Origin of the sequence: Tissierella praeacuta (assembly GCF_040396155.1) — a bacterium.
GTDB classification, from domain to species: domain Bacteria; phylum Bacillota; class Clostridia; order Tissierellales; family Tissierellaceae; genus Tissierella; species Tissierella praeacuta_A.
On the sequence record NZ_JBEBOY010000055.1, the window covers coordinates 1 to 15,080 of the forward strand.

A 15,080-nucleotide genomic window follows, 5' to 3' on the forward strand; every position below is an offset into this window, starting at 1 on the left:
ATGTACCTACAAATGGAGCCCATGCTATCCACCATGCCCAATAAAATATTGTCCAAGCATTTGTCCAACTATTATCACCAAATGCTTCCACATGAAGACTATCCCTTATAAAACCATTAATATATTGACCCAATCCATTAGTAAAAGAATTAATTACCTTTAATGTAGGACCAAGTATAATAGTTAGCATAAGTAGTCCAAATGCCAATACTAAATTTATATCACCTAATAGTTTTATACCTTTATCTATACCACTAACTGCTGTCCAAATATATAGAATAGTAATTGCCAAAATTATACCTATTTGAACTAATTTAGTTTCTGGAATGTTAAATAGATAATTCAATCCACTATTTATCTGTAAAGTTCCAAGACCTAGAGAGGTTGCTACTCCTGCTACTGTTGCAAATACTGCAAGTACATCTATTAACTTACCAATAGGTCCATTAACTTTTTCCTCTCCTAATAATGGTATAAAAATACTACTAATTAATCCTGGTTTATTTTTTCTAAATTGAAAATATGCTAAAGCAAGACCTATAATACTATAATTAGCCCAAGGATGAAATCCCCAATGCATAAATGATGATTTCATAGCAAAATTAGCAGCTTCTAAAGTTCCTGCTTCAATTCCAGAGGCTGGATTTACAAAATGTGAAATAGGTTCTGCCACACCCCAAAATACTAAACCTATTCCCATTCCAGCTCCAAATAACATTCCAAACCAAGAAGTTGTACTATATTCTGGTTGTGAATCATCTGGTCCAAGTTTAATATCTCCATATTTACTAAATGCTAATATAATAGCGAATACAACGAATATAAACATAGATATTAAATAAGACCATCCAAAATTAGTTGTTAGGAAATTAAGTAATGAGTTTGCAAAATTTGAAAAGTTCTCCTGTGCAACTATCCCCCATAGAACTATAGCTATAGATAGAGCAAGGGATATATAAAAAACCGTATTATCCTTTTGCTTTACTTTATCCATTATAATTCCTCCCATTTTATAGTATTTTAAAGGTGAATTTATAGGGGTGTATATACACCCCTATTTACTTATTTAGATTTTTACCTTAAATACTGTCTGTTCTTTAGTATCCTCTGTTAAAGCATCTAAAGCTACTCCAACTCTGTGATATCTAAGTTTCCATTGTTGTTCTTTAGATGTTGCTGGGTCTCCTAGTGGATATGGGATTGATATTGTAGGCACTATCTTGTTTGCTCCTACTGTTGTTGCAACTGGAATTAAGTTACACATCTGAACTATTGGTATACCTGCTCTCTCAATTTCTTTTACCATTGTCGCACCGCAACGTGTACAGGTACCTCAGGTAGAAGTCATAATAACCCCATCTACATTATCCTCACGTAATCTTGCTACTATTTCTTTGCCCATTCTAGCTGCTTCTGCTTGAGTAGTTCCTGTTCCTACAGTACTATAGAAATAATCATGCAGTTTACCTATTTTGCCTTCCTTCAAATATGCCTTCATCACGTCTACAGGCATTATAACATTTGGATCTGCATCTGCTGCTGCAGGGTCAAAACCAGCATGAATAGTCTTATATACTCCTGATTCTAATCTTTCATCCTTAGATATATCGTATCTTCCCCAACGTGTAGCAGAGGCAGACTGAATTCTATCTGGATTATCTACTGGTACTATTCCTCCTGTTGTTACCATAGCTATATTTGCCTTAGATAAGTCCTTAATAGGCGCTGCTATAGGAACCCCGTCTTGTTTTGGTATTGGAAGTTCTGTTACATAAGGCTGATTGTTTAATTTTTTGATTAACATATCTACGCCTCTTTCTGCGCCAGTTTTCCCTGATTCTAACCATACTTGTGCTCTAATTCCTCTGGAGAAGAAACCTTCTTCATCAGATGAACCTGTTTTTTCCCCTTTTAATATTTTATTTGCAAAACTAGCCATTGATTTTACATCATTTCTTAGTTTTGCTGCAGATTTTCCACCTTCAAAAATATATATATCTTTCTTGAACATTTCTACTCCAGGATTTTCTATATTCATAGATGTAATAACTGGAACATTAAATCTTTCTTTAACAGCCTTACATATAGTTCCACAAGCTACTCCATATCTACCTGCTTGAAATGCTGGTCCTGCAACAAATATATCAAACTCTTTATCTTCTAAAAACCCTAATATTATCTCTACCGCCTCATCTGTATTGGACCCCATAAAATTGTCTCCACAAATAATAGTATGAGTAACTTCTGCATCAAGTAAACTATTCATAGCAAGGGATGGTCCTACTAATCCTTCCCTAATCTCTGGTTTATAATCCGCAGTATCTTCTCCTCCGATACCTGCAAAGAATTGATTTATATAATGAATTGCTTTCTTCATCTCTCCACCTCCTAAAATTCTTTCATGGTTTTAATTGACCAACCTGATATTCCATCTCCACAGAACATTGCATTATTTTCCATGATAATAGAACCATCTTCTCTAACAGATGAACCTAATATTTCATCATAGGCCCATCCTCCAGATAAACCATCTCTAGCTAAAGCTTGTAATTCTCCTATTACTTTATCAGCTGGAGGTAATTCAATTAATTGAGATACATTTCCTGTAGATATTAATGCATTAGCTTTTTCATCCAATGTAACTAGAGGCTGGGAAGCTCCATCTCTACCTGTACATTCATTACTTATACCTACTGTTTTTACTCCTACATCTTCTAAAGCCGCAATACACATAATATAGTCTGCATCAGGATTTCCATATCCCTCTTCAGTAACTATAGCTCCATCAGCTCCTAATGATTTTGCCATTTGAGCTACAAATACTGCTGAGCGTTTTTTTTGCTCTAATGATACATTTAAATTTGACATAATAATTCCTAAGAAGTTAATTGATTTTCCATGTTCCTCATATAATTTCTTAATAGTTGTAAAATTTTGAAACTCATAAGTTGACCATTTAGATGAAGCTGGCATAAAACTACCAGATATTAATGCTCCATCTAATACTTCATTTGGATGCATAAATGTTGGTACATATTTATTCATATCCCATCCATATACTAAATCGTTATATCCTAATTCTTCCATTTGGGATTGAGGTTGCATAACTAATACAACTGATGGAAGCTTATTTATTTCTTCTAATCTTTTTGTCACTGGATCCAATTCAAACGTTTCTATTTCTTCTGGCTCCAAAGTTTTTACTGTATTTCCTAGATACTCAGCTAATCTATGAGTAGCCATTCTAATAGCTGTATTCTTTTTTTGTTGTTCAAATCTTTCAGATTCTTCATCTGTATCAGCTACTATACAAATATTAATTAATTGTGAAAATAGAGTGTATTTTGCACCTTCACGACCCATATCAATTAGACCATCACCAAAGCTGCCATAATGTTTACCTACTCCTAGAACACTGCATCCTTTCAACGCATGTAATCTTCCACTACCTGCTGCTTCAACATCTCCTGTAACTCCAGGAAATACCGGTCTTCCATCTGGACGAATCCTTGGCTCTGCTGCTTCTTTAACTGGTACAATTCTTGTATTTTCACCAGGTTTAGCTATTACTAAATCAAGATCTACAATATGTTCATCTTCTCTAATAAAAGCCATAGCTTCTTCCTTATCGATGGATAGAATACCATTATTAAACATAGTTTTCTCTCCAAAAACAACATCTTTTACTTGGAAATTACCAATTTCTAGTTTCATATCTTCGCTCCTTTTAATTATTTTTAATAAATACTTCAATATCTATAATCTGGATTATGAATATTGAAAGTTTCTGAAACTTTTTGAAGCTTTCTTTGTTAATTTATATAATAACATAATCATGATTATATTACAATCGCAATTATTAAGAATCTCTATAATTATTTTATTAGTATAGACAATTCTAAATCTATTTGGCTATAATTAAATTGTGATTTTGAAGTATTTATGCTAATATTAATCTAATGAAAATAATATAAATATGGTGATTAATAGTGAAAAAAGCGATTCAACGAAAAAGAATGATGTCTTATTTTATTAATGCAACTGAAGAACTAATGGAAGAAGAAGGAATTGAAGGTATAACTCTTAGGAAGGTAGCTGATAGGGCTGGATATAATAGTGCTACTCTTTATAATTATTTTGAAAATCTTGATCATTTAATTTTCTATGCATCTATGAAAAATATAAAAGATTATTCTCTTGCTTTAAATGCATACTTGAAAGATGCCGAAAATCCTATGGATATATTTCTTAAGGTTTGGGAATGTTTCTGTGATTATGCTTATGATAAACCGGAAATTTTTAATGCTATTTTCTATCCAAATTTAGAAAAGCATTTTGAAGATTATGTAGCGGAATATTATAAGGTTTTCCCTGAGGATATGGGCAGTAATAATGAAATTATTTCTACTATGCTATCAAAAAGAGATATTAATAAGAGAGGCGAAACTACTATATTCGGATGTGTAGATGAAGGTTATATACGATATGAAGATGCTAATAAATTAAATGATATGACTCTCTTAATTTTTGAAGGAATGCTTAGAAGAGTCTTGAGACACAAGATTTCATATGATGATGCAAGAAATAATACTATGGATTATATTAAAGTTATAGTAGAAAGATTTTTAATTAAAGATTATGATTTTTATTATTAATTTTTATAAAAACACTTGACATTTATAATTTTACAGTATATGCTTAAAAATGAACTTAATAATCTCGGTAGGTGAGGTTACTATAAGGATATGGATTGCTGCCGTAAAAGGGTGGAAACACTCTGCACTGGTTAGCAGGTTTTGTCGCAAGGCTCAGCCTAATGCAATTTCAACGCCTTATAAAGCCAAAACTTGGACGAGAAGAGTAAATCCTTCCCCTTCGAGTTTTGGTGGAGGATTATTATTTTTTTGGAGGTGAGTATACAAATGGATTCTGGACCGTGTAGTATTTATATAGAGGAAGGCTGAAATATATGTATAGTTAATATCATATAATTATATAGATAATTATCTTTTCTTTACATATATCTCAAGAAAGCCACTCTAAATAGTTTTTCCCAAGTTTATTTACGTTTATTTAAAAAAATTTAAAATTCAATACAAATTTAATTTATGGTTAGACTATTTACTAAACCATTATTTAGTGTTGTCTTTTTTGGGGGTGTAAATTATGAAAAAGAAAAGAGTTTATAATAATGAAAATGTTAATAAAATCCTACAATACATGAGTTCAAAAAATATTGATACTATTTTAAAAGAGTTAAATTCATCCCTCGATGGTTTATCTGAAATAGAATTAGATAATAGATTAAGCTTTTATGGACATAATGAAATAGTTTCTGAAAAAAGGAAGCCTTGGTATATTTACCTTTTGAATTCATTTGTAGATCCTTTTATTTTAATATTATTAATTATAGTTTTGGTATCTTATTTTACTGACATTGCTTTTGCTGCACCTGGAGAAAAGTCTTGGATGACTATAGTAATTATTTCTACTATGATATTAATTAGTGTAATTCTTAAGTTTTCCCAAGAATATAAATCTCAAATAACAGCAGATAATTTAAAAGATTTAGTTCCTACAACCACATCTGTTAAAAGAGATGGTATGGAAAAAAAAGAAATCAATATATCTGATGTGGTCCCAGGAGATATTATTTATTTAGCAGCTGGAGACTTAATACCTGCAGATTTAAGAATTATTACTTGTAAGGATCTATTTATTAGTCAATCTTCCTTAACTGGTGAATCAGAGCCTGTTGAGAAATTTTCAGAGATTAAAGATAAAGATGCAAATAAGAATATTGCCGATTTAGAAAATATCGCCCTAATGGGAACCATAGTTGTTAGTGGTTCTGCAATAGGTATAGTTTTGCAAACAGGAAACCGAACATATTTTGGTACTGTTGCAGAATCTCTTACTAAAGATAGAGGTCAAACTAGCTTTGAGGAAGGTGTTAAAAGTGTTAGTTTTCTTCTAATAAGATTTATGTTGGTTATGGTTCCTATAGTTTTCTTAATAAATGGATTAACAAAAAAAGACTGGATAGGTGCCTTCCTATTTGCAGTTTCAATAGCGGTGGGCCTGACTCCTGAAATGCTTCCAACTTTAGTTTCTACTAATCTTGCAAAAGGAGCAATATCTTTATCTAAACGTAAGATTGTAGTTAAAAGATTAAGTTCCATTCAAAACTTTGGTGCTATGGATATTTTATGTACAGATAAAACTGGAACTTTAACATTAGATAAAATTATATTGGAAACACATTTGGATGTACTAGGTAAAGAAAATGACAGAGTCCTAAGACATGGATACTTAAATAGTTATTACCAAACAGGACTAAAAAACTTATTAGATATTGCCGTAATAGAATATGGTGACGAAAGGGGATTTAATGAAGTAACTAAAATATATGAAAGAGTAGATGAAATTCCCTTTGATTTTACAAGACGTAGGATGTCAGTAGTAGTTGAAAGTGAAAATGGCAAAAGGCAGCTTATAACCAAAGGTGCTGTTGAAGAAATGCTTTCTATATGTTCTTTTGTAGAAATCAATGGAAATGTTTTGCCTTTAACTGAAGAATTAATAAGAACAGTTATAGATATGGTAACTAAACTTAATGAAGAAGGTATGAGAGTTCTTGCTATAGCTCAAAAAAACAATGTACCAGATGAAAATGCATTTAGTGTTAAAGATGAAAGTAATATGGTTCTCATTGGATATATGGGTTTTTTAGATCCTCCAAAGGATTCAGCTGTTTCTGCAATAAAGGCATTATATGAACATGGGGTATCCGTAAAGGTATTAACTGGAGATAATGATATAGTTGCTAAAAAAATATGCAAAGATGTTGGTATTCCTACAGATAATGTTGTCTTAGGTATAGATGTAGAAGAAATGACAGATGAAAGATTGTACGAAGTAGCATCAAAATCAAGTATCCTAGCAAAACTATCTCCAATGCAAAAAGAAAGAGTTATTTCTGTTCTACAGAATAATAGTCATGTTGTTGGTTTCTTAGGTGATGGCATCAACGACGCTCAAGCCCTAAAACAAGCTGATGTAGGTATTTCTGTAGATACAGCAGTTGATATAGCCAAAGAATCTGCTGATATAATATTACTTGAAAAAGATTTAAATGTTTTGGAAGAAGGAGTTATTGAAGGTAGAAGAGTATTTGGAAATATTGTTAAATATATAAATATGACTGCTAGTTCTAACTTTGGAAATGTATTTAGTGTATTAGCAGCTAGCGCATTTTTACCATTTTTACCAATGCTGCCTATACAATTACTTGTACAAAACTTGCTCTATAGTATTTCTCAAATAGCTATACCCTGGGATAATATGGATGAAGAATATTTAAGAACACCTCAAAAATGGAATGCAGATAAAATAGGTAAATTTATGTTATATATAGGGCCTATAAGCTCCATATTTGATATTGCTACCTTTGCTATTATGTGGTTTGTATTTAAGGCAAATACAATAGAATTACAACCTTTATTTCAATCTGGTTGGTTTATAGTAGGCATTGTATCACAAACTTTAATAGTTCATATGATAAGGACAAAGAAGATTCCATTTATACAAAGTAAAGCTTCTAATCCTCTTATGGTAATGACATTCTTAATAATAAGTCTAGGGATATTAATTCCATATACTTGGTTCGGAACCTATATAGGACTTGTTCCTCTACCATTTAGTTATTTCCCTTGGTTAGTAGGAATATTGTCAGCTTACTCTATTCTTACACAAATTATCAAAAATATTTATATTAAAAAATTTAATACTTGGATGTAAATTCCTCTAAAACCCTATTAAATCTAATAGGGTTTTCTAGTACTAATAAATGTGTATTATCTTCAAATATTACTAACTGAGAATCCTCTATATTTTCTTTAAGATATTTACCTGTTTCAATTGAATAAAAAGTACTTTTACCACCAAATATTATTAAAGCTGGTATACGTATTTTACTTAAAATATTCCTATAATCTTTTTCTATCATTGACTTCCACATGGAGTACATTACATGAGGTGAATTATTTTTCATCTTATCCATTGAAATCTTAAATTGATTTTCATTTAAATACGGTGCCATAGTCCTTATAAAATTTTCTGCAAATTCCATCCAATTGTTTTTAATTAAACTTAAATCATCTAATGCATCTTTCATAGTATATTTTCCATGATATAATCCCAAATTCCAATTACTATCATTTATAGCCTTAGGGCCCTTATCTATAATACATACTTTAGATATATTTTCTAATCCAAATAAATTTATATATTCAAATATAATTGATACTCCCATAGACCAACCTACTAATACTATATTTTTTAACTCTAAATAATCTATGAGTTCTCTTAAATCCAAAGCAAATCTTTCCATATCTAATCCATAGCCTACCCTATCTGATATACCGTGACCCCTTAAATCATAAGTAATTATTTTATATTTCTTAGATAATGCTCTTTGTTGTATTCTAAAAGAATTATGGTCCTCTGTAAATCCATGGATAAAAACTATTGGTAATCCTTCTCCTTTTACTTCATAGTATAATTTTACATTATCACTTGTAGTAAGAAAACTCATAAATATCACATCCTAATTGTTTTTCACTAATAATTATATATCATTTAAAGAATTTTAAAAGCTTTTTATATACCTTAAAACCATAATCTAAATTTATAATAGTATCAAAATAAAAAGTAAAAGAACAAATCCTATTACTCCGGAAATTGGATATAATATGGCTACTAAATTAGAGAACCCAAACTTAGCTAGAGGAATAGATAATAAACAGAATAAAATTATTATAAGATTCTTATATTTACTTTTAGACACTTTATTTATAACACTAAAACCATTAGCCAATGCAGTTGTGAACATAGCAGCCCATAGTATAATTGAATAAAATTTACTATATCCTTTTCCTATATAGTTACATATTCTAAGCATTGGGATATCCATTGTAGCCACCTCATCATAATAAACAAGCATGGAACTTAATATGGATAAACCAAGGATGAGTAATATTATTCCTCCCGACATCCCTCCTAAAATAGCAGTCTTTTTGCTATCTATCAATGGTAATAAAGAAGAAAATACTGTGATAATAATAAGGGAATTAGAGCCTAGATATAAAAGAGAGGATGTTAGAAAATTTCCCTTAAGTGTCAAATCTACTCCATTTACATTAGATAAATAGTATCCCTCTTTTAAATTTAAATATATAGATGTAAATACAATGCCTATAACAAGTAAAGGTACTAGTAAAGAGTTTATAAAAGAGAGTCCTTCTAGACTAAATAGAAATACTATAAATGACATAACAATCATTACAATAATTCCAAAGTTAAATGATAATCCTAATTCTTCCTTAAATATTGCACCACTGCCTGCTACCATAACACTAAATCCAGTATATAAGAAAATTGTCATTATACTATTTAATATTAACCCAAATTTCCTTCCAAATAATTTACATATTAATTCCTCAAATCCATTTATTTTATTGTTGAATATTTTTAGAAGAAGTAATGCTCCTATTAAAGAAAATAATATTCCTGATATAATCAGACCAAAGACTCCCTTTATTCCATATACTCCAAAAAATTCTATAATCTCTCTACCTGAAGCAAAACCTGCTCCTATAACTGTACCTACGTATATTGATGATATCCTCATCCATTTCTTATTCATTGCTTTCTTCATCATCTTCCCCCTTCCTAATATTTAATAATATTAGAATAGGGCTTATCCTATAACAGTTTAATAAAAAATAAGCTCTACTCCATTAGGAGTAGAACCTTTTTCTATGCATTGTGTATATATTTTAACATCTTGAAAAACATTTTATCTCTTCTTTTTATGGCTTCCTCATCTTTACCGTTTGAATAGTCATAAAAACCTTTCTTTGACTTAACACCTAACTCCTTATTATCCATTAGTTTCTTTAATATCTCTTGAGGTTCTTTCACATCAGATAAATCATTAAATAAATATGAAGATATATAGTAGAAAGTATCTAATCCTCCGAGATCTGCTGTTTCCAATGGTCCTATTATAGGGTATCTAAATCCAGGTCCATATTTCATTGCCCTATCTATATCTTCAAAAGTCGCTATTCCCTGTTCTACTATATTTAATGCTTCTCTAAATACTGCAAATTGTATTCTATTTCCAATAAACCCTGGGGCATCTTTTTGTACAACTACTGGTTCCTTATCTATTCTCTTAATTAGTTCCAACAATATATTTACAGTTTCATCCGTAGTTTCATCACCTTTTATCAACTCAACTAATGGTATAATATGAGGTGGGTTCCAGAAATGCATTCCTATGAATCTTTCTTTATTCTTTATTTTTTCAGATATTCCTATAATACTGAGTCCAGAAGTATTTGTCGCAAATATGGTATCATCCTTAGCTATTTCTTCAACTTCTCTCCAAAAATCCTGCTTTATATCCATTTTTTCAATGATTGCTTCAATTATTAAATCACAATCAAAAAATGCTTTTTTATCTATGGAATATTTTATATTTTTCACGGTATTTTCAACTTCTGATTCTTCCATAAGTCCTTCTTCTATTAAACTACTGTTAAATATGGATACTAATTTTTTAGAATTTTCCAGAAATTCTTCTTTAATATCTGTTATAACTACTTCATATCCTTTTCGTGCAAATATTTGAGCTATACCAGAACCCATGGTACCTGCTCCTGCTATACCTATTTTTTTAATATCTTCTATCTTCATTTTATTATCCTCTCTTTCAGAATAGTTTTATTTATATAATAATACCCAATACCTAAATTGGAATATGTGTAATTTTTAATAAATTCCTAAGCTTGCGATAATTATTGCTGGTATAGATGATAATACTGGCAGTACTAAAGAAGTCACAAAAATATCTATATATGAATCTTTGTGAGTCATTCCCGTAATAGCTAATAATGTTAATACTGCTCCATTATGAGGAAGTGTATCTAATCCGCCAGAAGCTAGAGATGCAACTCTGTGAAATGCCTGTGGACTTATTCCTGTATCTAATGCTAGTTGATAATATTTATCTCCTAAAGCCGCTAATGCTATGCCCATTCCTCCAGATGCTGATCCAGTTGCTCCGGCTAAAAGATTTACTGCTATTGCTTCAGAAATAAGTGGTGATCCCTTAATTCCAAGGACAAAATCTGTTAGATTTTGAAATCCTGGAACTGCCCTAACTACATTACCAAAACCAACTGCCGCAGATGTGTTTATTATGGCTGTTATAGACCCAGTAGCTCCAGCACTAATGGTTTTGGTAAATCCTTTATATCCTTTAGGATTAGTTATCATTGCCATAATAATACCAGCTAATAAGCAAACTACTATATCCCATTTTAAATACTCTAAGTTTAGAGTAAGTATTACAGTTATTAAGGGCAAAAATGAAATAAATGGATTTGGTAGTTCTTTTAATTCTGTCTCATCTATTGAGCTTGCCTTTTTCTCAGGTTCAGTAAATCCTTCGCCTTTGGCTGCAAATTTCTTTTCTCTCGATACAAGATATGCATATCCTAATCCAAACATGAATAAGGCAGAGACTATTCCCATAATAGGCGCTGCTGTAGGTGTTGTATGAAAATAATCCATAGGGATTAAATTTTGTATCTGCGGTGTTCCTGGTACTGCTGTCATTGTAAATGTAAATGAACCTAGGGCTATAGCTCCTGGTATAAGTTTTCTTGTTATATTAGCTTCTCTAAATAAAGCAACTGCTAATGGATACATTGCAAATACAACAACAAATAGAGATATACCACCATAAGTTAATACAGCACAACCAACTATTACACCAAGTATCGCTCTCTTTGGTCCAAATATCTTAGTTAACCAATGTGCAATTGACCTTGCTGCACCAGTATAGTCCATTAAATGTCCAAATATTGCCCCTAGCATAAATACAGGAAACCATAGTTTTGTAAAGCCTACAAAACCAGACATATATGTCTCTTTATATGCTGGAAGCAATTCAAGCCCACCAGTTAAAGCTACTACTAATGCACATATGGGAGCTACCCAAATTATAGAATATCCTCTATAAGCTAAGAACATCAATAATACTAATCCAATAATAATACCTAGCATAATTTCATTTCCCCCTTTTCTTGTTTAATTTATCCAGCTGTCCATCCACCATCTATTGTCATAGTTGAACCTGTAATATATCCTCCTGCTTCTGAACATAAAAATTTAACCGTATCTGCAATTCTTTCAGGTTCTATTAATTTCTTAATTGCAGCCTTTTGTAACATTATTTTTTCAACAACTTCCTCTTTTGATATTCCATGAGATTTAGCCTGAGCATCAATTTGATTATCTACTAAGGGAGTCCTTACATATGCTGGACAAATTGAATTTACAGTTATTCCATAAGGTCCTCCTTCTAAAGCAGCAGTTTTTGTCAATCCTGATAAGCCATGTTTAGCTGAAACATAAGCAGATTTAAATTCAGATGCTACTAGTCCATGAATTGAATTTAAATTTATTATTCTTCCCCATCCTTGTTCTTTCATTGAACTCCATACATATTTGGTTAATAAAAATGGAGCTGTTAACATTAAATTAATCATAAAATACCATTTATCTTCTGGAAAATCCTCTATTGGAGATACTGTTTGAATTCCTGCAACATTAATAAGAATATCTACTTTTGAATATTTATCTAAAGCATATTCAACTAGACTTTTACAACCTTCTTTTGTGCTTAAATCTACTTTAAAATAATCTGCATTTATCCTTTCTGATTCAATTTTTAATCTTTCCTCATTAATATCCGCCATAATTACTTTTGCACTATCCTTAGAAAAAGATTCTGCAATCGATAATCCAATTCCGCTTGCTCCTCCCGTTACAATACATACTTTGTCTTTTATCATCTTTATACCTCCTCATTTTAATTATTTAATGATTAGTACAGCAAATTTCATGCCATTAATATTTGATTTCAATATTAGATTTTTGTCTAAATATTCATTTTAAGATAAAAAAACAAGCATATTTTTCATATAATATGCTTGTTTTTAGATACTTTTCTATTTTAGATTATAATAAGTTAATGTTAATGTAAGGTTATATTTACATTAACTTATTATAAATTCGTGAAATGTAAGGATTTATTTACAATAAATCATGATTTTTTACTTTTTCGTAAACTTTTCCGATAATATTAAGAATTGTTAGAAAAACAACCTTACATATCTATATTATATTTTGAAATTTTCTCATATAAGCTTGTTCTACTAATGTCCAAAGAATTTGCAGCTAAAGTTTTATTACCATTAGCTACTATTAAGCTATCTATTATAGATTGTTTTTCTACTTCTTCTAAAATAGATTTTAAGCTTTTAATCTGTTTATTTCTAGTTATACCTGTAATTTTATGAGGTAAATGTTCGGGTTTGATTATTGTTTCTTCTTCTAGAAAGTTTATGGCTCTTTCTAATATATTTTCCAACTCTCTTACATTACCTGGCCAGTCATAATTCTTTAGGTATTCTAATGTATTATCTGCTATTTTATCTACTCTTATATTTTCTCCTTTTGATATTTTACTTACTAAATATCTAGAAATTATAGGTATATCCTCTTTCCTTTCTCTTAGGGGAGGAATTTTTATACTTACTACATTTAATCTATAGTATAAATCTAATCTAAACATACCATCTGATACCATTTTTTCTAGGTCTTTATTAGTCGCTGCTATTACTCTAATATCTATTTTCTCTGAAAAATTGGAGCCTATTCTTTCTATTTCCTTATCTTGAAGGACCCTTAATAGTTTTACCTGCATATTCATAGGCAAGTCCCCTATTTCGTCTAAAAAAACAGTCCCTCCATCTGCTGCCTTAAACTTTCCAATTTTTCCTCCTTTTTTAGCCCCTGTAAAGGCTCCTTCTTCATAACCAAATAATTCTGATTCTAACAAATCATAAGGAATAGCTCCACAATTTATTTTTATAAAAGGAGCATCTATACGTCTACTATTATTATGAATAGCATGAGCAAATAACTCTTTTCCCGTTCCGGATTCACCTAAAATCAATACATTTGAATTAGTTTTAGCTGCTCTTTTTGTAAGTTCCTTTAATTTTTCCATGGATTTACTTATACTTATAATACTATCTAAAGCATAATTAGCTTTATTTATTTTTTTAAATTCGTCCTTATATAGATTCAATTCTTTCTCTATTTTATTTATCTTCATATATAATGAATTTAAATCATCTACATCCTTAAATAATACTTTGCCTACAGCACCTACTACATTATTATTAACAAATACTGGAATCCTAGTGGCTATCATCTTTTTACCATTTATCTCTTGCACTTGAGCAATTTCTGGTATTCCTGTTTTAATTACCACATCCATTCTTGTATTCTCTATAACATCTCGTACATGTTTTCCTATGGCTTCTCCTCTTTTTACTCCCAAAAACTTTGCATAAGGATTACTTAATATCTCTATATAGCCCTCCTTATTAACATAAACAATAGCATCATTTGTTGCTTCCATAACTGTGTTTAATAAAAAAGATGCCTCTATCCCATCATCAAATTTGCTAATAAATTTTTTATAAATATCTAATAGCTGAAAAATTATATAAGCTCCTTCATTAATATCTTTATTAGAAATTGCCTTTTTTACTACAATAATATCTTTGCCATTATATTTTAATTTTTGAGATTCATCTTTTTTATTAGATTTTAAGAAAAGTTTAATCTTAAAATTAGATATAATTTTAGACAGGTCTTTATTTAGATCCTTTTCTTCGGCTAATTCTAGTATATTTAAAGCCTCATTATTTAAAAGTTTTACATTACAATATTCATCTACTACTAAAATGCCCATACATAAAGAATTAACTATTTCATGTAAATTAATTTCATTATTAGACATTACTTGTCCACTCCTATATATTACATTCTAATACTACTCCTTTAAATCTACTATAATTATATCATATATATGTATAAATCTAACTTTAATTTTTATGACCTAACACAATGAATTAGGTCATAGTGGATTT

General features: G+C 30.2%; 11 protein-coding genes and 1 riboswitch. Of the genes, 2 read left to right on the forward strand and 9 right to left on the reverse strand.

The genetic code is table 11. The features are described from left to right. The 3 genes from ABWP20_RS16675 to ABWP20_RS16685 form a co-directional block, all read right to left on the reverse strand. Nucleotides 1-994: BCCT family transporter (locus tag ABWP20_RS16675; protein ID WP_353097341.1), on the reverse strand; the 994-nt coding region annotated here is incomplete at its 3' end. 72 nt (nucleotides 995-1,066) lie between these two features. Beyond that, the gene (gene grdH / locus ABWP20_RS16680; protein ID WP_353097343.1) at nucleotides 1,067-2,377 is read right to left on the reverse strand and encodes a betaine reductase selenoprotein B; all 1,311 of its coding nucleotides are present in this window, start codon (nucleotides 2,375-2,377) and stop codon (nucleotides 1,067-1,069) included. 11 nt (nucleotides 2,378-2,388) lie between these two features. Continuing rightward, complete coding sequence (locus ABWP20_RS16685; RefSeq protein ID WP_353097344.1) at nucleotides 2,389-3,714, reverse strand: glycine/sarcosine/betaine reductase component B subunit; 1,326 nt, start codon at nucleotides 3,712-3,714, stop codon at nucleotides 2,389-2,391. A gap of 275 nt (nucleotides 3,715-3,989) precedes the next feature. Between ABWP20_RS16685 and ABWP20_RS16690 the strand changes: the two genes are divergently transcribed. Together ABWP20_RS16690 and mgtA are read left to right on the forward strand one after the other, a co-directional pair. Then, complete coding sequence (locus ABWP20_RS16690) at nucleotides 3,990-4,655, forward strand: TetR/AcrR family transcriptional regulator (protein WP_353097345.1); 666 nt, start codon at nucleotides 3,990-3,992, stop codon at nucleotides 4,653-4,655. Nucleotides 4,656-4,711: 56 nt separating this feature from the next. Further along, nucleotides 4,712-4,866: riboswitch (M-box (ykoK) riboswitch) on the forward strand. 300 nt (nucleotides 4,867-5,166) lie between these two features. After that, the gene (mgtA, locus tag ABWP20_RS16695) at nucleotides 5,167-7,800 is read left to right on the forward strand and encodes a magnesium-translocating P-type ATPase (protein WP_353097346.1); all 2,634 of its coding nucleotides are present in this window, start codon (nucleotides 5,167-5,169) and stop codon (nucleotides 7,798-7,800) included. On the opposite strand, the gene ABWP20_RS16700 is transcribed toward mgtA, so the two are convergent. From ABWP20_RS16700 to ABWP20_RS16725, 6 genes are all read right to left on the reverse strand, one after another. Beyond that, nucleotides 7,784-8,596 (reverse strand): alpha/beta fold hydrolase, encoded by an 813-nt coding sequence (locus ABWP20_RS16700; RefSeq protein ID WP_353097347.1) that lies wholly within the window; start codon nucleotides 8,594-8,596, stop codon nucleotides 7,784-7,786. The two genes, mgtA and ABWP20_RS16700, sit on opposite strands and share 17 nt — an antisense overlap. A 93-nt stretch (nucleotides 8,597-8,689) precedes the next feature. After that, complete coding sequence (locus ABWP20_RS16705; protein ID WP_353097348.1) at nucleotides 8,690-9,718, reverse strand: YkvI family membrane protein; 1,029 nt, start codon at nucleotides 9,716-9,718, stop codon at nucleotides 8,690-8,692. Nucleotides 9,719-9,819: 101 nt separating this feature from the next. Beyond that, on the reverse strand, nucleotides 9,820-10,764 hold the full coding sequence (locus tag ABWP20_RS16710) for a 3-hydroxyacyl-CoA dehydrogenase family protein (RefSeq protein ID WP_353097349.1): 945 nt from the start codon (nucleotides 10,762-10,764) through the stop codon (nucleotides 9,820-9,822). Nucleotides 10,765-10,839: 75 nt separating this feature from the next. Further along, nucleotides 10,840-12,138 (reverse strand): GntP family permease, encoded by a 1,299-nt coding sequence (locus tag ABWP20_RS16715; protein ID WP_353097350.1) that lies wholly within the window; start codon nucleotides 12,136-12,138, stop codon nucleotides 10,840-10,842. Between the two features lie 29 nt (nucleotides 12,139-12,167). Then, nucleotides 12,168-12,929 carry a 3-hydroxybutyrate dehydrogenase gene (locus ABWP20_RS16720; RefSeq protein WP_353097351.1) on the reverse strand — a complete coding sequence of 254 codons (762 nt, stop codon included), beginning with the start codon at nucleotides 12,927-12,929 and terminating at the stop codon, nucleotides 12,168-12,170. Nucleotides 12,930-13,243: 314 nt separating this feature from the next. Beyond that, nucleotides 13,244-14,950 (reverse strand): sigma 54-interacting transcriptional regulator, encoded by a 1,707-nt coding sequence (locus ABWP20_RS16725; RefSeq protein ID WP_353097352.1) that lies wholly within the window; start codon nucleotides 14,948-14,950, stop codon nucleotides 13,244-13,246. Between the last annotated feature and the right edge of the window lie 130 nt (nucleotides 14,951-15,080).

Excerpts from the sequence above, each read along its gene's own strand:
- ABWP20_RS16710 (WP_353097349.1), bottom strand. The coding sequence starts at position 10,764 with ATGAAGATAGAAGATATTAAAAAAATAGGTATAGCAGGAGCAGGTACC.
- ABWP20_RS16685 (WP_353097344.1), bottom strand. The coding sequence starts at position 3,714 with ATGAAACTAGAAATTGGTAATTTCCAAGTAAAAGATGTTGTTTTTGGA.
- ABWP20_RS16715 (WP_353097350.1), bottom strand. The coding sequence starts at position 12,138 with ATGCTAGGTATTATTATTGGATTAGTATTATTGATGTTCTTAGCTTAT.
- ABWP20_RS16705 (WP_353097348.1), bottom strand. The coding sequence starts at position 9,718 with ATGAAGAAAGCAATGAATAAGAAATGGATGAGGATATCATCAATATAC.
- mgtA (WP_353097346.1), top strand. The coding sequence starts at position 5,167 with ATGAAAAAGAAAAGAGTTTATAATAATGAAAATGTTAATAAAATCCTA.
- ABWP20_RS16725 (WP_353097352.1), bottom strand. The coding sequence starts at position 14,950 with ATGTCTAATAATGAAATTAATTTACATGAAATAGTTAATTCTTTATGT.
- ABWP20_RS16720 (WP_353097351.1), bottom strand. The coding sequence starts at position 12,929 with ATGATAAAAGACAAAGTATGTATTGTAACGGGAGGAGCAAGCGGAATT.
- ABWP20_RS16700 (WP_353097347.1), bottom strand. The coding sequence starts at position 8,596 with ATGAGTTTTCTTACTACAAGTGATAATGTAAAATTATACTATGAAGTA.